The 19,625-nt window shown below is 35.1% G+C and carries 14 protein-coding genes and 1 pseudogene; 2 read left to right on the top strand and 13 right to left on the bottom strand.

Translation table 11 applies throughout. From position 1 onward, the window contains the following. The first annotated feature begins 337 nt into the window (after positions 1-337). On the top strand, positions 338-1,057 hold the full coding sequence (locus GCWU000282_RS12400; protein ID WP_023355490.1) for a FadR/GntR family transcriptional regulator: 720 nt from the start codon (positions 338-340) through the stop codon (positions 1,055-1,057). Positions 1,058-1,649: 592 nt separating this feature from the next. Here the strand turns inward: GCWU000282_RS12400 and GCWU000282_RS12395 are convergent. The 5 genes from GCWU000282_RS12395 to GCWU000282_RS12375 all read right to left on the bottom strand — a co-directional run bounded on the left by GCWU000282_RS12395 (position 1,650) and on the right by GCWU000282_RS12375 (position 8,105). Further along, the gene (locus GCWU000282_RS12395; protein ID WP_023355488.1) at positions 1,650-3,398 is read right to left on the bottom strand and encodes an ABC transporter ATP-binding protein; all 1,749 of its coding nucleotides are present in this window, start codon (positions 3,396-3,398) and stop codon (positions 1,650-1,652) included. A 5-nt stretch (positions 3,399-3,403) separates the two neighbouring features. After that, positions 3,404-5,152: an ABC transporter ATP-binding protein gene (locus tag GCWU000282_RS12390; protein ID WP_023355487.1), complete on the bottom strand. Its 1,749-nt coding sequence runs from the start codon at positions 5,150-5,152 to the stop codon at positions 3,404-3,406. 160 nt (positions 5,153-5,312) lie between these two features. Beyond that, entirely contained in the window at positions 5,313-5,897 is a 585-nt protein-coding gene (locus GCWU000282_RS12385) for an MptD family putative ECF transporter S component (RefSeq protein WP_023355486.1), read from the bottom strand. 12 nt (positions 5,898-5,909) lie between these two features. Further along, the gene (locus tag GCWU000282_RS12380; RefSeq protein ID WP_023355485.1) at positions 5,910-7,376 is read right to left on the bottom strand and encodes an ABC transporter ATP-binding protein; all 1,467 of its coding nucleotides are present in this window, start codon (positions 7,374-7,376) and stop codon (positions 5,910-5,912) included. 6 nt (positions 7,377-7,382) lie between these two features. Continuing rightward, complete coding sequence (locus GCWU000282_RS12375) at positions 7,383-8,105, bottom strand: energy-coupling factor transporter transmembrane component T (RefSeq protein ID WP_023355484.1); 723 nt, start codon at positions 8,103-8,105, stop codon at positions 7,383-7,385. Positions 8,106-8,464: 359 nt separating this feature from the next. Here GCWU000282_RS12375 and GCWU000282_RS12370 point away from each other — a divergent pair, with 359 nt between their 5' ends. Further along, a complete protein-coding gene (locus tag GCWU000282_RS12370) occupies positions 8,465-9,412 on the top strand; it encodes a helix-turn-helix domain-containing protein (RefSeq protein ID WP_023355483.1) in 948 nt (315 codons plus the stop codon). Between the two features lie 170 nt (positions 9,413-9,582). Here the strand turns inward: GCWU000282_RS12370 and GCWU000282_RS17570 are convergent. The 8 genes and pseudogenes from GCWU000282_RS17570 to GCWU000282_RS12330 all read right to left on the bottom strand — a co-directional run. Continuing rightward, positions 9,583-9,913, bottom strand: a pseudogene (locus GCWU000282_RS17570) (IS1634 family transposase); the annotation flags it as partial. A 353-nt stretch (positions 9,914-10,266) separates the two neighbouring features. Further along, entirely contained in the window at positions 10,267-11,310 is a 1,044-nt protein-coding gene (locus GCWU000282_RS12360) for an ORF6N domain-containing protein (RefSeq protein ID WP_035040735.1), read from the bottom strand. A 712-nt stretch (positions 11,311-12,022) separates the two neighbouring features. Further along, the gene (locus tag GCWU000282_RS12355) at positions 12,023-12,730 is read right to left on the bottom strand and encodes an ABC transporter ATP-binding protein (RefSeq protein WP_035040733.1); all 708 of its coding nucleotides are present in this window, start codon (positions 12,728-12,730) and stop codon (positions 12,023-12,025) included. A 36-nt stretch (positions 12,731-12,766) separates the two neighbouring features. Further along, positions 12,767-14,650 (bottom strand): FtsX-like permease family protein, encoded by a 1,884-nt coding sequence (locus GCWU000282_RS12350; protein ID WP_023355480.1) that lies wholly within the window; start codon positions 14,648-14,650, stop codon positions 12,767-12,769. 144 nt (positions 14,651-14,794) lie between these two features. Next, complete coding sequence (locus GCWU000282_RS12345) at positions 14,795-16,624, bottom strand: helix-turn-helix domain-containing protein (protein WP_023355479.1); 1,830 nt, start codon at positions 16,622-16,624, stop codon at positions 14,795-14,797. Between the two features lie 178 nt (positions 16,625-16,802). Then, the gene (locus tag GCWU000282_RS12340; protein ID WP_023355478.1) at positions 16,803-17,855 is read right to left on the bottom strand and encodes an alpha/beta fold hydrolase; all 1,053 of its coding nucleotides are present in this window, start codon (positions 17,853-17,855) and stop codon (positions 16,803-16,805) included. A 248-nt stretch (positions 17,856-18,103) separates the two neighbouring features. After that, positions 18,104-18,847 carry a DNA alkylation repair protein gene (locus GCWU000282_RS12335; RefSeq protein ID WP_023355477.1) on the bottom strand — a complete coding sequence of 248 codons (744 nt, stop codon included), beginning with the start codon at positions 18,845-18,847 and terminating at the stop codon, positions 18,104-18,106. A 58-nt stretch (positions 18,848-18,905) separates the two neighbouring features. Further along, positions 18,906-19,451, bottom strand: a complete 546-nt coding sequence (locus tag GCWU000282_RS12330; RefSeq protein ID WP_035040729.1) for a DUF1697 domain-containing protein — start codon at positions 19,449-19,451, stop codon at positions 18,906-18,908. Between the last annotated feature and the right edge of the window lie 174 nt (positions 19,452-19,625).

Raw genomic sequence — 19,625 nt, 5'->3', positions numbered from 1 at the left:
CTTTTTGGTGCTTTTGTTAATATTGTTCAATCAATAATTATATTTATGTGCAATTCTTACAGGTACTTTGAATTGCTTAGTTACAATCCGAGTACCTCTATCATATTAAATATGATATAATCAGTATAATATGACAAATATGTAAATACGGTAACAATTAAATTTCTTCACTTGTTAAAGTATTTTCTTAATGTTATATTCTATTATAGAAAAATCACTTCAAAATACTAAGCAGATACATGTATCCCGAGTTCCGATTGTTTTTATATGTACTTAAAAGGATATCATAAAGAGATTTGCGAAAATTAAAACCTAAAATATAACAGGAGAATATAAAATGGGACTTCATACGATAAAAAAAGAAAGTGTAGCGAACCAGGTTTTCGAACAGCTTAAGGGGCAAATATTAAATCAATCATGGCTTCCGGGAAATAAGTTGCCATCCGAAACTGAATTATCATCTATTCTCGGAGTAAGCCGTGTTTCTATTCGCAATGCCCTCCAACGCTTAAATACTCTCGGGTTAATCGAAACACGTTTAGGGGACGGGTCATATGTAAAAGAGGCAAACATCGGAGATCAAATCAAAGCAGCCCTGATTCCGAATATTTATCTCCAAGCTCACAGCGTCAAAGAGGTTTTACAATTCCGCAGTGTAATCGAGGTAGAAACCGCTGCTTTGGCAGCAAGAAACGCTTCGGCACAAAATATTCAAAAAATGAAATCTATCTTTCAAAAACAGCTTAATCACGATAAACAGGATGTTGCTTTTGCCAAATATGATCTTGATTTTCATTTCGCCATTGCCGAAAGCACTGAAAACTCCCTTATTATTGCCATGTATGAAATTTTGAGAGACATTTTAACCAAGACCATGCTAAGAACCGTCAGCTCCATCGGTACGGAAATTGCTCTTCCTTATCATCGCCGACTTATTGAAGCAATTGAGGCCGGTGACGAATTACTTGCCGCTCAAGCAATGAAAGAGCATATGGCCGCTACCTATGAGCAGTTTTCTAAAATCATTGATATAGACGGTAACTGCGAAACCGTTTGAGTTCAATGCCCGACACCATCCTGTATGTATTGCGATTCGAAAAATACGTCGTTTCATTGTTCCGTCAATATATGTGAAGACGTAAAAAACACGTGGATAATGATAAATTTCAACAAATAATCTCGATTTTGCATCAGCTATCGCTAACATTATTCAGTATAGATAATATAATTGCCGGAAATATTATAGTGATTCTGTAGTACCGGCGATAAATCAATCACTGTTTTCTTCACTATATCACGTTCCAATTGATTGTCAGAAGTATGATTCCGGAATGTGTTAAAGCCATGGTAAAACTTTTGAAATCACGTTAATATACGAATAATAGTGTGATGTTTATAAAGTGCGGGAAGCATATCTTCATAATGTGTTAATTCATGAGCACTCATTAAATACCACAACTGTTATTTTGCTAAAAAAAGGCGGTAATGATTTTCTCGTCATTACCGCTTAAACAGGATATTCTTTGCAAAAACAACAGCCGGTTTACAACCAAAAAGTTCATATTGTACCAAATGTCGATTTGCAGATAGCTGATATCCAAATGAAAAGCATAGTATTCGGTTTAAACATAATTCAGACTTTGAAAACTTTATAATTTCCACTGACCGGTACGGTACTGCATATCCCATAATTTTTTATACAGACCTTCTTCTCTGACTAATTCTTTGTGGGTTCCTCTCTGACTGATTCTGCCATCTTTAATAACAAGAATTTGGTCGGAATTCTGCACTGTTGATAATTTATGAGCAATCATAATAACTGTCTTATTTTTTAGAAGTTCCCTCATTGCAGCTTGAATTTTAACTTCATTCTCTACATCCACATTGGCAGTTACCTCATCTAAAAGTACAATCGGAGCATCCTTTATCAGTGCTCTTGCTATTGAAATTCTCTGTTTCTCTCCACCGGAAAGCTTTGCTCCGCCTTCACCTAATATCGTATCATAACCTTCAGGGAGATTCATAATGAAATCGTGACAACCGGCTCTTTTTGCAGCATTGATTACTTCATCTAAGGTGTCATCAGGTTTTCCTATTCTTATATTTCCGGCTACGGAATCTTCAAATAGTACAACATCCTGAAACACAAAGCTTAACTTGCTTAGTAAATATTCATATGACAGGTTTTTAATTTCTATTCCCCCTATTTTTATTTTTCCCTGCTTCACATCCCAAAATCTTCCAAGGAGATTGATAATAGTAGTCTTATCGCTGCCGGATAGTCCTACCAATGCTGTGGTTGTACCTTCCGGAACATTAAAAGATATTCCCTTCAGTACAGGAATGCTGTTATATGCAAAGCTTACGTTTTCATATGAAATATCAGTTTTGTCTGTTTTTTCTGTCCCGGAAATATCTGACATTGGTGGAATATTGTCAATGATATCCATTCGTGAGATGGACTGTTCAGTCATCTTTGCAAATATGCTGAAAATCCCCATAGCTTCTACTCCTTGGAATAGGGCTAAAGATGAAATTGTTAATAAAAATAATTTCATAAAATCTATTTCATTTCCAAGAAACAGCACTCCTGAAAATAAAATAATGCCGGTAGTTATTAAACGAAAACAAAATTGGAAGGAAGCAAGCGGAAAAAGATGTGAAAGTTCATTTCGGATAGATTCTTCCCTGAGCTTTTCAAACATCTGTATGATTTTTGTTCGTTGTGTTTTTTCTGTTTGAAATGATTTCAATACGTGAATACCATGAACAAACTCAAGCGTCTTTTCCGTAACTCTTCCTATCAGTTCCTGTCTGTTTATATCTAAGCGGTCTTGTACAGTAGCAAGGCGGCGATAGAAGATCCAAACAGGTATGAACAAAAAAACGGAAAATAAAAATATCTTGTAATCTATAAAAAATAAAAATAATAATCCAATAACCAGTGCAGGAATTCCAACTGCAGCTTTTTCAATTACAGCTATTCCTTCTATTTCAAGATAAGCAGCATCAGAGGTTATAGTTGAAATAAGATCACCTTGATTCTTTTTGCTAAAGAAGCCTAAAGATGCCTGTTTTAGATGAGAACCTAAAGAAATACGTTTTTCACATAATGCCTCGTAGCCTGCACCTGAGCGCAAATGCATGGTAGCATAACGCAGAATTATTCGAAAAACTATAATTACAGCCATGACTGATATATAAAGCATAACAGTTTGTTCATCAAGTCTTTTTAATGAATTCTGATTAAATTCCGGCATAGCCGCCACCATATAATATGTTAAAATCAAGGGCAGCATAATGAGAATTCCATCTACAAAGTTCAAAAAGAATGACAGATAAAGTTTATTTCTCCGCCCTTTCATTAGATTTAAAAAATTATTTACTGTATTTAACATGCTGTCTATTCACCCTCCTTCTCCTGAATTGCCGGGATTTCAGATAAATAAATCTCCCACATTTTTTTGTATAAGGCGGAATTTCTTAACAATTCATCATGTGTACCCACTGAGTCGAGCTTTCCGGAATCAAGCACAACAATCTTGTCACAGTTAGTAACTGTTGTAAGTCGGTGTGCTATAATAATCAAGGTTTTATTTTTACATAATGACATCAAAGATTCTTGAATTTTATTTTGATTTTCCATGTCGGTATATGCAGTTGCTTCATCAAGAATCAAAATGGGTGCATTTTTTAAAATTGCCCTTGCAATAATAATCCTCTGTCTCTGCCCTCCTGAAAGCTTTGTGCCATCATTACCGACAATAGTATTATAACCCTGCTCCAGTTCTTTGATAAAATCATCACACTGAGCTTTAGCGGCAGCAGCCTTTACTTCTTCATCAGTTGCAGACAGGTTTCCAAGACGAATATTTTCCATAATAGAGGTATTAAACAAAAAAGTATCTTGTGTTACATAACTGATTTTACTCGTTAAGTATGATAATGGAAGATTTTTGTAGTTAACGCCGCCAATTGTAATACTCCCTTTGGTAACATCCCAAAATCTTGCAAGCAGATTGGCTATCGTGGTCTTTCCTGCACCTGACGGACCGACAATTGCTACTTTGCTATTTTCTTCAATCACCAATGAAATATCCTGCAGAACATTTTCCTTTTCATAGGCAAAGGAAATATTATGCAACTCAATACTGTTGTTAAGTATATTATTTTCAGAATCCATCTCTTCTAATTCAGGCGCTGAAAGAATTTCATTAATTAGATTTTTACCATTTCTTATATGATAGAAATTGTCCATGAACTCAGTAAATTTGAGTAAGGATGATCCAATTCCCATAGAAAGCAATGCTGAAAAAAGAAAAACTTGTCCTGAAATATCTTTATGTGCATAAAGATATCCGCCAACACATAAAACACTTATAAGAATAGAAGAAAGAAAAACCATTGCAGGAGCAGAAACAATATACATTTTATAATACAATTTTAAGGTAGAATCTTTATAATCAGTAATTGACTTCTCATACTTAGAATAGGCTCTGCTTTCCTGTCCAAAGATTTTTATTTCTTTATTTCCTCTGATATACTCTATAACCCGCCCGTTCATGCGTTCCAATGACAGATAATAAAAATTTGCAAATTCATTCATAATCCCTACATACATCGGAAGATAAAAAAGCAGTGTGAGCACAGCAGGCAGAAGTACTGCCAATCCCAAATAAAAATTGGTAGTAAACAACAGTCCTATAATACCGATTGGTATTAAAATATTTGATGTTGTTTCAGGTATTGCATGGGCTAATGGAAATTCAAGTCTTTCTGTTCCGTCAATCAGCATATGCTGGAAGTGACCGGTTCCTCTCATCTGAATATAGCCTAATGGCAGCCTTAACATCTTGTTTGTAATGGCAATGCGTATCTGACCTAATATCTTAAAAGCAGTTTTATGGGAAATTGCCGTTGAAAGACTATGACAGACAAGCTGTAAAGTGAATGCAATAAGAATAAAAAGTGAGCCTGTTATAATATTTTTATAGGTAAATTCGGACAAAACTCCAACCAATAGATTATAAAGAATATAATATGGAGCAAGTCCAAAAAATACACTGAAAATCGCCATTATGACAGAAGCTATATATGAAGCTTTATATGGTTTTAAGAAGTCTGAAAATCTTTGCTCATTGCTCTGATACATAATACCTCCTGCTTTTTATATTTCAAATTTATCTGTATCATACAGCCACAGCCATAATAAGATTACTGCTATATTTTCCTAAAATGCAAAGTGAAAATCATAGCAAACCAGACACATGATAGTCGGCTGTGGCTGCCAAATATTTAACCAAATTACTCTATTAAATATTTTTAAAATGCTTTTTCAATATTGTTTTTCCGATATAGACTCCAATGATTCCACATATAATTGAGCTGATTGTACCTAATGCTGCAAATCCACCTGTAAAGTATTTTACATAACCATAGATTTCCTCTTCTCCTAATCCCATTTCCATCCAAGCCTGTACTTCTCTTTCCAAAAAGAAAATGAAAGGAAAACAACCACCGAAAAAGTAAGCGGCTTGTGAAAAACCAAAACCAATACCGATGGCAAGTGTATTAAATTTTGTCTTAAAAATAATAATATCTGCAACGAAGCTTACAATAACAACAAAAATCAGACAGGTAATGCTTCCCATACCGGTAAGGGTGAAAAGAGCAGTTCCTAGACTGACAAGCAATGTAAATGCTCCAAATTTCTCGGTTTTCTTTACAACAAATAAAATAATACTTCCCATGATCAAAGCTGTAATACCGGTAGCAAATACATGCATAATTGGAATCATTATGGCGGTAAGCATCCCGACTCCATATATTACCGCCGCATGAACAGCGGCTAACAAACCGATTAATACAAAATCACTAACTTTCCATTTTTTACACATTTTAATTTTCTCCTATAAATTTTCTTTAAAAATAAAATTAAGCTGTTCAGTATCTTTTAAAGGAAAATCTTTTACTATTTTCCCATTTTCTAAAAGAATTACACGATTACAAACCGATACTATGAATTCATAATCATGTGTAATTATTATTGAGGCATTGCTATTTCCTGTGGCAGCATCAATAAAATCACTGACCTTCTGCATACTATCATAGTCCAAGCCGCTTGTAGGTTCATCAAACACATTAAGTACCTTGTTCTGCAAATAAGATGCAGCCAGAACAAGTCGCTGCTTCTGACCTACTGACAGAGTTGTCGGATGCTGTTCTTTCATATCGGCAAGGTGCAGGATAGAAAGGATTTTCTCTATCTTATTTTCGATATCAGGCACATCCTCATTCCCAAGAAGCAAATCACTATATACACTATAACCAAAAAGCTGAAAATCAACATTCTGCATTACATAACCCACTGTCCTGCTTCGTGACTTTGGAAGCACTTCTTCACCGTTAAGCCTGATACTACCTTTCTGCTCTTTTCTTAAACCACAAAGAAGCTTTGCAAGAGTAGTTTTTCCACATCCGTTTCTTCCAAGCAGGGCTATCTTATCACCGGGGAAAACCGAAAAAGAAATTCCATTTAAGATATCAGCGCCTGTTTTGTACCTGAATGTAATATCTTTTACTTCAAATAGTGGTTTATTAAGCTTTTCTTTTGGAGGATCTCTGACTACGCTTTGAAACAAATGAATCCCACGCAATCCAATTTCATGAAACCTATCGTTATTCATTGCACTTAGTTCTGATTTTTCATATATACAGCTTATTTTGCCCTGCTCCATTACAAGTAATTTGTCACAAAGTTTTTCAAGATAGAAAAGGCGATGTTCAATCACAAGTATGGTATAACCGCTATTTTTGAGCTTTCCCAGCATTTCTGCTAATAAGATAATGGATTGATAGTCCAAATTAGCTGAGGGTTCATCCAAAAGCAGAATATCCGTCTTAAGCATTAAAGCACCGGCAATAGCAACCTTTTGCTTTTCACCCCCTGATAACTCAGATAATTTTTTGCCCAACATCTTATCTATGGACAGCATAGAAACAATTTCTTCCAGACGCTGTTTAATTTCCTGTCTGTTAATTTCATAATTTTCGCAGGCATAGACAAGATCAGATAGTACATCTTCAGTAAAAAACTGATTTTCAGGAGTCTGAAATACAGATGCTGCAATTTGAGATATGTCACATATCCGAAGTGAACTAATGTCTTTATTATCTAAATAAACATTTCCGGACTTTTCACCTTCAAAAAATAGTGGACAAAGCCCATTGATTAAGCGGAATATAGTAGATTTTCCACATCCGCTTCTTCCTGTAAGAACAGTCAGCTCTCCTTTTTGAATGGAAAGGCAGGCATCTTTTATTGTCAGAAATTCATTATCTTTATACCTATAATTAACTTTTTCTAATTGAATCATTAAGGTTTACCTCGTATACAATTTCAGTTTCATGCCTGCTATAAGCATTGCAACGGCAATTACTGAAATAATGATGTCTTTTTTCCGTATTCTGACATCAAAATATGAACTTCGCCTGTTTTTATTCTCTATACCTTTTACAAGTGCCGCACAGGAAAATTCTTCTGCCGTACGCAGACTGCGAAACAGCATAGGCACAAATATATACTCCAACAGACGGAGAGGATGACACACTATTCCTTTACGGGATGTGTCTATTCCCTTCAGCTTCATCGCATCGGATATTGTAAAAAAATCTTCCTTTAAGGATGCAAAATTGCGAAACATTACTGAAATGCTAAGAATTATTCCTTTGGGAAGTCTGCACCTTTCAAGCGCCGTTGTAATCTCAGACAGATTCTTTTGCTTCCTGATAGCCGTACCTAACATCAGAAAAGGAATAATTCTTTGAATTATAAATGCAATGATTCCTAATACAATAAAGATTGGATTACGTAAAAAAGGTATTTTGGCATAAGTTATTATATGATAGTAAAAATAAAGCCCAATAAAAATTACTCCATAACGCTTTAGGGAAATGTATTGTCCTCCTACAGCCAATACTATTGAAGCTATAAAAAAGGATGATAATACTACTTCCGGCCTTCCTGAAAGCAACATGAATATCATAATTATTAAATCCAAAAACAGAATTGTCCTAAAATCAAAAGTATTATGCATATTTTTCATGGTAAATACTCCGAATTTCACTACTTTTTTAATAAATTTTATGATATAATGTGAACACTTAGCGAAATCAAGCCGATAGGCGAAGATTGAGCTTAGTGAGAGCGGTATCTAAGCACTTAGTGAAAACAAGCTTGAAAAGCGAAGTTTGAACTTAGTACTTATGATATAATATCATGATTGTAGTTAGAAATCTCTAACTTTTATGAACTATTGGCTTTAAGCCATATATTTTGGCTTTTTTAATAATTTGTAAATAAAACAGGAAGTATCATTTGTTAGTCGAATTTACCTATACACAAGTTACTTTCGATATATGTATTAATAGCAGATTACTTTAATTGTTAGCTTATGAGGTTTATATGAAAAAAGGTTATCAGAGTTTTATAGAACATACAGACAGTAAATTATCAAAGAATAAGATGTCGGAGAATGCCTTCTTCAAAACATATCAATTTTCATCAGATTTTGGAAAAGGCTATACTTCTATATATGACTTGGATTCTTATGCAAGTATTTGTATTGCAGAGCATTCATATAGCCAGGATTTTGAGTATGCAATTATGTCAGATGAAGGAGTATCCATACAACAGTATGATTCTATTGATTCAGACCGCAGTTATCCAAATGGAGATGTTTATTCAGGATTACAGTATATTGACTATACGACTGAAAATGAAATGCAAAGATATATTATTAAAAAAGATACTCCTGCAAAAGTTATTGGTATTCAGTTAATGCCGGAGTATTATGAAGTATATCTCAAAAAAGAATTTGGTGTACAAGATATTGACCTGAAAAATTTATTGCAAGCCTTCCCAAAAGGAATTAATATCCCGGAAATATCATATATTTTTAACCAGATTCGCAATTTCAAGGGAAATGAAATTAGCACAAAGTTATTTTTTAAAAGCAAAATAGATGAGCTTACAGCAATTATTATACAAAAAGCTGAGGATTTAATTCATCTGTCTGCAAGAGTTTCTCAGGCAGACAGAAACACTATTGCTGAGATTGTAGGGGATGTAGCAGAGAATCTTACTAAAAATTTTTCATTATCTGATTTAGCCACAGCTTCTTACATGAGTGTATCAAAATTCAAATATGTATTTAAAGCTGTGACAGGACAGACATTTTCAGAATATCTTATTCAGAAGAGAATGGAATATGCCTGCGAGCTATTGATTCATAGCAACCTATATGCAGCAGAAATAGCTAATCTTGTCGGATATAAAAATGAAGGGAGCTTTTCAGCTCAGTTTAAAAAATATATGGGTATGCTACCACGAGAATATCGGGTATTAACTTGACCTCTTCATTCCGTTTATTTTGTATAATACCATCTTTGACACTTTTATAATCAAAAATCGTTGTAAACCCTTGTATATAGTGGGTTACACCGATTTTTATCTTTGTCACGGTTTTTAGTATTTTATTACTGTTCTTTGCTTTTACCATACTTTTTGTTTCCTTCTTCCTATTCGTTTTCAAAGTAATAGTCAGAGCAATCATAATAAAGAACCCTATCATTTCTGTTTCCTAAAAAAATGGCTGTTTTTATAAACCTCAGCTTGAATCAGGTCACATTTAGAACCTAAAACACCAAGTGACCTTTAAATATCATGAAGTTCATAAGAGGGTTTTTCTAAAAATTCAGATGTAGTCTTAAAAGATGAGCGTTTACTTGCCGATTCCAAAACTCTGGCGTAAATCAGGTCTGCAAGAATCTTATTTATGTCATATCAAAATTTATGCTTAAGTTTTAATTTACGGCAGATTTTATTCATTCTGAGTTGATAATATAAGGACTCAGTTTTTTATTATGCAACTGTCAAAGCCCCGAGTTTTCCAACAGATTGCAGATATATGTTTATTAAGTATTCATTTCATCTTTTTATTTTTCCTTCCTCGTACAAATTTTCAATATAAGTCAGTTATCGACAAAACATTTCCTTTCGGTATGGATAACGATAATGTTGCAGGGAAGTGCTACGGATTAATGTGCTGCTGTGCAGAAGATGATTTATTATCTTATTTTAATGACTATTGTCTCTTTCTGTAAGCTTTGCTGACGAGGTATCCGATGTTAAATTACAATTAAAAATTCCACCCTTGTGTCAAGTATTGGATACATATTTTTTCAAATTCCCAATCTGCTTTACTTCTATCTTAACTTCAACACCGGATTTTTCAAGAGATTATTGATAATGTCAGTATAAATCATCTGATCAACCACTTCCGTTATGCTTGTGATTCTCTGCCCTGCATCTTTGGAAGATGCTCCACAATGATAGATTCTCTGATGTTCGGTATTCCAATCAATAATAATGTACCTGTCATGAAACTCTCCACCGGATTTTTGGAATGTTATCTTTCTAAACGGATATTCCCTACAGAAATCCTGATATTCAAGGGTATGAAGTCCTTTCCCGATGTTATCGCTGAATATAATGACCTCTACCGATGAAGGGACATCTTTTAACAAGACCAAGGTTTTCACTCCGATGTAGTTATCGACGATATAAATACTCTTTTTCGCTATACTGTAAATATCCTTATAAGCAAGATTTGCTTCGATCGGTTGTCCGTTCAAGAGTAAAAATCCGTATTTGAGTTGCGGATTGCTGAGATCAAGGATCAAATCAGATAGTTCGGATTTATGCACCACATTATTTAAGGTGTCCATCACTTCCGCCACCTGTTCTTCCACATCTCTTAAATCTCGTCTTAAATCCTGCATTTCCACGACATTACTTGTAATCTGCATCGAAAGCTGCAAAAACTCTCTTTTTCCAATCAACCCTTGGTTTTCTACGATATAGTCTTTCATCTTCTTAAAGGTATGAATCAGAGCTTTACTCTGCTTGACCGCAAGCTCTCCTTTGAGAACTGTCATCAGCATATAGATTCCCTGCTCGGTAAAAGCATGAGGATTGTACTTAATATTACTACCTCTTCCTGCACTCTTGTTCAAGGTCACATTTTGTGACCTTGAAAGTTCAGATACTTCCTCGTCAGTTAATCGGAACATAAAATCTTCATCAAATTTCTCAATATTCCTTTTTACTTGCTGATTAAAAGCTTTTGTTTCATACCCATAAATCTCTGCCAGTTCAAAATCAAGCATAACCTTTTGTCCCCTAATAACATAAATCTTTTTTACAAGGGATTCATGATTTACAATCATCATTTCATCTTTTTTATCCATTTCTTTGTCCTCTTTATTCAAATTTCCAAACAATTCATTTTATAGAGCATATTGTGTCATAAATAAAATGTCATTCATCATAAAAACTTTAAAAATTAAAAACTTATATGTATCCCTATCCGACCACAAGACCAAAGCTCTCAAACTTAAGTTTTGAATTAAAACAAACCGTGTTAGTTTTACACCATTTTGAATTAACAAAGCGAGTGCAAATAAGGATTTATCCGATATCGCCTCAGGGTCCGCATTGTGCGGTTAAAAGATCTATTTAATAGGTCTTTTTTTATTTATTTTCAAAACCTTAACACGCTCGAGGAAAAACTAATCAAATTACAACGAAACATCCCATTCTCATTATAAAGTTGTGCGGAGTATTCCCCCTACGAACAAAAACAATTATAAAAGAGGTCAAAAAGTAAAGCCGATTTTCCACATTATCGAATACCGGCGATTACCTTGACCTCTACTCTCAATATATTTTGCATAATGATATTTAAATAACAATTTTGTTTCTTCATAATCTTGCCCAAAACTTGTAATGTTTTTGTTGCTTCTTTTATATATAATATAGCATACTTTCTCAAAACTTCAAGTGAAGTTTTAAAACATCACAATAAAGTTATGACATTTGCGTCATAACTTTGAGGTAAGTTACTTTTAGAGCACTTAGTAATGTCTCCCCTCCCACTTTCATGCATTCTCCTTTATTCCCCTAAACAGTGCGGGCATCAAAAACCGGCTGTTCCCTCTGTTCCTCGTGTAATTCTCCGTCGACGATTGTTATCTTATGATCGCCATGACAGAGTACTCTCGAATCGTGTGTCACTATCACAAAGGTGGAGTCCATTTCTTTCCTTATGTTTTCCAAAGTTTCCATAAAAAGTGCAACATTTTCACTGTCAAGACTCGCTGTAGGCTCATCGCAAAGGATAACCTTCGGATGACCTATCAAAGCTCTGATTATGGCTACTCTTTGCTGTTCTCCTCCCGACAGAGTCTGAATGGATTTATCCTGAATCTGACCCAGTTTCATAAGGTCAAGATAATATTTGATTCTTTCCTTAACCTCCTTATCAATACCTTTACCCGTAAGATAAAGAGGAACCAGTATATTGTCTTCCACATTCATAAAGCTGAACAGATTCAGATTTTGAAAAATCAGACTCATATTGTTCAAGCGATAATCATTTTTCTTTCTGCTGCTAAGACCGGTTATATCCGTTCCGTCAACGACAATACTTCCCTCCACATCATCCAATAAGCCTGCAATAGCGTACAACAGGGTAGTTTTGCCGGAACCGGAAGGCCCCGAAATTATGGATATTTTGCCTTTTTCAAGACTTCCTGTAATATTCTTTAAAAGAGTTCTTTTCTTTCCTCCCTCTTCAATCGAATATGAAACATTTTTCATTTCTATCATACTGTTCTCCGTTTCTTTTAGTTTTTTCATCTGCCGTTATCGGTTCATATCCCTGATAACATTTATATATTCTTTGGAACCGGCCATATTTTTTATGGCTATAATCTGAACTGTGTATGAAACACTGAAAAATGCAACAGCCAGTATAATCATAAGTTCCGGTGTTAAAATAAACGGTCTGAGATAATAAGCCGCATCAAATACCATTGTGCATCCGATTTTGGCAAAAAGTATTGAAGCAGGTATAGCCGCAGCAACAGACCAAAATACGGACAGAACCGCATATGTGCCATATATTTTATATATTTCACTTTTGGAAATTCCCATTCCCCTAAGCTTCGCAATATCTCTTGTGTCCTCTTTTGACGATATCATAATAAAGTTAACCAGCGAAAAAATTGCCGCTAAAATTACAACAACCGATACCATTTCTACCAGTGCCGTACCGCTCACCGCTTTTTCATAACTTTCCATCCTTATATCATCAAAGGTTTCAGTTGTTGTGCCGGCGGTTTCTTTAAGTTGCTCCGCATCGGATTCGTTTTTGAAGTAAGTTATGTTAAAGTCATTCGCATCATATCCAAGCATATTTCTTAAATATTTTCCGCTTACAAGAAAACTCAAATGCGCAAAATTATTGCTGTAGCACGCCCCCGCCACATGAAATCTGATATCTTTTCCGTCTATATTAACCGTTACTTCCTTTCCGATATCACCCTTCTGCAGGTACATATTCGGCATGATGATTCCGTCCCAACCTGAATCATCAAGATATCCCGCAAGGTTATCGGCAATTGCCGCATACTTTTCATCAATTATTACGTCTTCATAATTTGATACGAAACCGGAATCTACCCCATTGATATACCAGGTGGATTCACCTTTCTTACACTTAAATTTTAATGCATTATAGTGTGAATCAGTCATATTCTCCGTTTTTTGAGACTTGTCATACCATACTGTCGCAGCATAATGAACTCTTGCTTCTACTGTATCAGCCCCGGCAAATCTCACATTTCTATAGAGCATCTGAAGTCCGAGAAACATCATAGTACTGAACAGAACCATCGAACATACAACAGAGCTCTTTTTTATATATCCCAGAGTAACAGATTCTGCAAAAACCACTGCTTTGGCTCCTGCTTTTTTTGCTGCTTTTAAGACAGTACTGTGAAGCAGCAGCATCAAAGGATCAAGTACAATAAATATAGCTATCAGTTCACCGAAATACCCGTATGACTGAACATCACCTCCATCCCCACCCATAAGGCTTGCACCGAAAGAGATAATAAATAATACTGTACCGAACACCAGACAAACTCTGTTTTTTTTCGTTAATACCGCAAGTGTCTGATTCGACTCTTTTCCTCTTATTTCATATACAACGCTTCTCTTTATCATCTTAAAATAGGTCAGGGCTACCGAAAGAGATATTACTGTTATATGAATAAACACTGAAACAATAATCTGCGGTAATCCTATGTATCTTTGTCCGCCTCCGAATATTCCCGACAGAATATAGTAAATCGCCTCCGCCGACACAATTCCGCAAATTAACACCGGTGGCTGCATCGAAATCATTTCTCTGATATATACTTTAAGAAGAAAACTTTCGGGAGCTCCCATCAGTCTTATATTGTTGTTGAACTGTTGTCTGCTCATAAATAATGCCCGAAACTGCATAGATACAATCCACTGGAAGAAGGCAACGGCAAGTATCGATACCAGTATGACCGATGACAGAATACTTTCTATCTGTTTAAGATCGTTGCTGTTAAGTGTTTCATTTGTTATATTCTTTATTCCGGTCGCAATCATGAGTAGAATACTTATTACTATGATATTTGCCAGATAAGAGAAATACAGAAAAAATTTTTCTCTGCACTTCAGCTTTAAAATTTTCCTTGCTATTTGTTCCATTTTCAGTTCTCCTAATTAAATCTAAATTATTCACGCCATACGTCACAGTCCTTCTTTTTCCCTTACTTTCTAATTCTATCAGTGTAAATATTAAAAGACTATACCAAAACCGGTCACTTTTCCTGACCGGGTTTTAGTATAGCCTTAGATGTTTAATTCTATTTCTTCACCGTACCACTTTTTAAAAGCCTTCATTATGGGGGCTTTTTGCATTTCACTTTCTTTCATTAATTTTCTGATATAGTAGCTTTGCCTGTACTTTTGCTTACTGCCACTATTGTCACCCGTCTTTCTGTCAGTGGTATAAGTTCTCTCTTCCAACAAAAATCCCAGAAAAGTCCCTCTGAGGCATTCTATTGAATACCTTATGGTTTTATCCGTAAGTGACAAAGCTTTGTCAAATTGGTCTGTCTCTTCATAATAGACACATAGGCTACAATATATTAAGTTCAAAGGAACACAGCGGTATTTGAGTTCTATTTTACTGTTTTCATACGACATTATAAGCTTTTCCAATACTTCTATACTTTTTTTCAGCATACCGTTTCTCTTATAACAGACCGCTATATTGTTTATTATTAATGCTTCCGTCCTGCTCGGAACAAATTCACCAAGTTTGTTAAACCCACTGCGCCCTCTGGTTATGTTAAATGCCTTAATCAGTTTACTAATGGTCTGCTCCGGTCCGCATCTGTTCAACTCAATATCGAATAATGCATCCATAAACTCTACATATTGACTGTTTTTCTTGTATTCAAGCGAAAGTTTTGATTTCAATTCTTTATATAGGAGCTCTGCCTCGTCATTAATATGATATGTCATAAGCTTTGCCACTTCTCTTTCCAATTCGAGCAAATGGAAATCATTTGTTATTATCCTGCTCTCCGCCACCTCTTTCTCTTCATCAAAATATGTCAGTACTCTCTCTAATGTACCTTTTTTCGGCAACACTTTACCGCTTTCAATCCTCGATACGGTTTTAATGTCTATATCCAGGTCTTCAGACAGTTTTTGTTGGGAAAGTCCTCTCAGTATTCTTTCCTGTTTCACAAATTCTGACATAATATTCATGCTTTTCTGCATATATCCGCTGATTAAGCTTATTTTTTCTGTTTCCCATTTTATGCCATACTCTTCGTACAGATCTTTTAAGGCATCTCTCATTTTCTTAAAATCATCATATATTGCCGCCTGCCTATTTTCAGAGAGAAAAAGGATTCTGTCCAGTATCTGTGTGATATTCAGCAAAAGCCCGTTATCTGTCAGCATATCTTCTGCCTCTAAGGTTATTGCCAACGCTTCTTTATATTTATCGTTCTTTATAAAACTGTCACCTATAATCCAGGCAACTCTTCCATAAAGGTTACACTTAATTTCATCATCCTGAAATCGTTTATTTATGTATCCCAATATGGTTTTACCGTATTCAACCAGATAGTTTCTGTCAAATTGCTCTTTATTTCTTAGATACAGCAAGATAATTATAATCTCGTCTTCTCCCATTAGATATTCTTCCATATTCTCTATGGAAAAATTCGGCAATGTCAGATTTACCGCATCAGAAAAAATCTCATCCGCCTTATGATAATCACCAAACTTCTCCGAATACAGCATACCTTTAACAGTTTTAATGTACTGTAATTGTAAAGCATTATTTATATCCGCAATTTTTTCATATTCCACCAATGATTTTTCCACTTTACCGTACTTATTCTCTCTCAGGTCTTCATTCATTATCTCTCTTAATAAGAATAACCTATAGTCATTTTCATCCTGAATGGTCTCAAGTTTATTGCACGATTTCCCAAGACGGCTTATAAGTCTTTCCAGAATGAAGAAATCTCCGCATCTTTCTCCTGACTCTATTCTCCTCAAAACAATTTCAGAACATATTCCTTCTGTTAACTTTTCTCTGCTTATATTCTGTTTACATCGTTCATAATTAATAAGCGACCCTATTGCTGCAACATTCATATATATCTCCCCCAAGCCGATAAAACTAATTATTAAACTCTTTGTTTCTTTTCGTTTAATAATACATTATTGCAGGGATAAAATCAACAAACCTGTAAATGAAGCTGCTGTTTTTGCTTGAAAAAACGGCAATGACTTTATCGTCATTACCGCTCAAATTTACTTCTCAGTGTTTGGTTTATTTATTTCTCGTCCACTCCTCCAAAGTCTTCAATAAGATTTGGTCACTATCGATCTTCGCTGCTTCATTAGCCTCATATTCGCCGCCTACAGACATATTTGACAGTACCGGCGGTCCAAAGAAGATATGCCCCGCTTTTTCGTAAGTAACCAGCTTTTTCTCCGCCGGGTATCTTTTAATGATCTCCTCAGCCATATCGGCCGATGGCCACATTTTATCTTCCTTACCGGCAAAAATCAAGAGGTTTGCTTTTGCCTTACTTACATCAATCTGTGCAGCTTCTTTGTTTTCTGCATTTTCCGTCACCGAGCGATAAATCGGCTCATACTCTATAGGTGCATTTAAGAATATCCGCAACATAAACATACTGTAAGTCGAACCTGATGCTGCCGTAAGATGCAGATAGTCCAATTCCTTTCCCTGAAAGCTCCAGGATGAGCTGACGCTGGAATAATCATATGAAAGTCCCTGGAAGACATAGTTAGACGGTGCGTATAAAACAACGTTATCTACCAGTTCAGGATATTTTCCTGACAAAAGCAGGCACAGCTCTGCCCCCTTAGAACCGCCCAATATAGTCAGCGGTCTGGCTGATACTGCATTTTTTTCAACCTCAGCATAAACCTCCGTGAAAAAGTCTAACGGCACTTTCACCAGTTCTTTTTGCTGATTGTCACGACCGAAAAAGTAGAGGGAATAAACCTCATAGCCCTCCTTAGCCAGCTTTACCGCCATGTTTATATTGCTGCTGCCCTCGCTGCCGCCAAAGGTAATTACAGTTCCCCGGTGAGTAATCTTCTCAGGAATCAAATGATATCCGTTTAAGTAATTGCCCTTAACCACGCTAATCTCTACCCCGGTCAGCTTTGACTTTTCCGGCTCTTCCTGATTGATTTCACGATAGGCAGAATTAGCCTCTAATGTACTTTCCCTGATTTTCTCCTTACCCTTGGTAATTTGACCATTAATCAACCTCACTGCAATCAGCAGAATAAATAGCACTGCTATTGTAATAAAAATGCCTTTAAGTACTTTCCATAATTTCTTCATATTGTCTTCTCCTATCCGAGGCTTGCACTAAATATTATGCTATATATTGTTATTTAAACATAATATTCCTCAGCCTCAGTATGCTGTGTTTCCGCCTACACATTCACCAAAAAATCAATGTAAATGCTACCTAATATAGTACAATATTTTGATTTTTATGTCAATAAAAGTACTTTGTTACTTCATATTTACTGTTAATAAGTATAAAATCCAACAAATTTTTGATATATATTACTCAAGCTTACAAATTATTTTTTATCAGCAGTCCTTGAACCATGTTTTATAACCCATTCACACTCTTTACTTATATTTTTTTCAGTCTTCCAGGTGTTAATTATAAAATTAAATTTGTCTTTATCTTCCTTATATAAATCATTTAAGTTATTTGCTACACTTTTTTGTATATACTTATCCTTATCATCTTTTAAGTTACTCAGTATTTCAAAATACTCATCAAAATACTCTAAAGCAGTAAAGAGTTTTTTTGACCAGGGCAACCTTATTCTCAAGCACTCACTCGAAAGCCTTCTTACTCTCTCGTGTTCGTCCCTGCTCCAATTCTTTAATATTTTTAAGGATTTCTCAGGATATTTTTTAATCAAAGGTCGCATACAGTATTCTGAAGTAAATCTTTTGGTAAGCTCTTTACTGAAATTAATACTCTCATCAAAATACTCATCACCATAAATCTCAACATATCTTCCGACCGGCCAAAGCCACCAGCCTTCTGTAAATGCTCCGCTGTTACCTCTTAATTCTTTTCCTAAAATTTTACTGAAAATTTTAAGAACATTCTCATAATCTACATCAAAGGCTTTATTCAGTGCCTGAGCTACCAGTTCCTGCCTTTGATTGAATTCCAAATCTTCTATCTTGTCTTTAGTTTCTTTTAAAAAAATCTCTTTATTAAAATTACTTGTCACAACCATAATTTTACCGGCAAGTTCTTCTAAATAAGGAACATCATAATAATCTTTTACTTTCTTAGCCATTATCTCTAACTCCTTCTAACATTTACCTCGTGAATTCAAATTTTCCCCAAATCGGAGATTACTTTTCGTTCTCAAGAATTTCCGCTATCTTTTCAAATGTGTTTCCGTTTCTGATTGTGATTTTCTTATAAAAATCCTGTTTCATTAATTTTTTATGGTAGGTAGATTTCAGGAATTCAGCTTCATCATATTTACCCCAAAATACCGCCTGTCTCCCAACATACACTATTTCATTATAAAATTCGGATTTATCTATAAAGTCCGTAACCTCTGATTTATCCAAGTTACACGAAAAAAATAAAACATCTCTTCTCGCCAGCTTTTCCTCCCACCAGTCAGGCAATTCCGCTCTTTCTTTTAAATACTCTTCTTTGGTGACTAAAGCAAAAGGGATAGGAAAGTCATAGTTACTTTCTAACACATTTGTTATCTTTGAAATGCAGATTTCACGATTTTCATCACTACCGAAAAACAAATTTCCACTGTTGATATAGGAAGAAATATCCTCAAATCCTGCATTTAACAATAATTCTTTTAATTCACTCATAGACACCTTATTTTTGCCTCCCACATTTACTCCACGCAATAATAGTATATATCTCAACTAATTAACCTCCATAATTCTGAATTGTTTCACTCAGTTTATTTCCCGAATCTTGAAAACTAAGGCAGTCCCCAAAGCAAGCCGGTATCCCTGATTAATATCATCAGGATAAGAATCTTCGGCAATCCCTCCTTCATATGCTAAGTACAATTTTAACACATAAAGCTTGCATAT

Origin of the sequence: Catonella morbi ATCC 51271, assembly GCF_000160035.2 — a bacterium.
In the GTDB taxonomy this organism is placed as follows: Bacteria; Bacillota; Clostridia; order Lachnospirales; family Lachnospiraceae; genus Catonella; species Catonella morbi.
The sequence above is the reverse complement of the archived record's forward strand: the minus strand, read 5'-3'. Positions and strand labels throughout refer to the sequence as shown.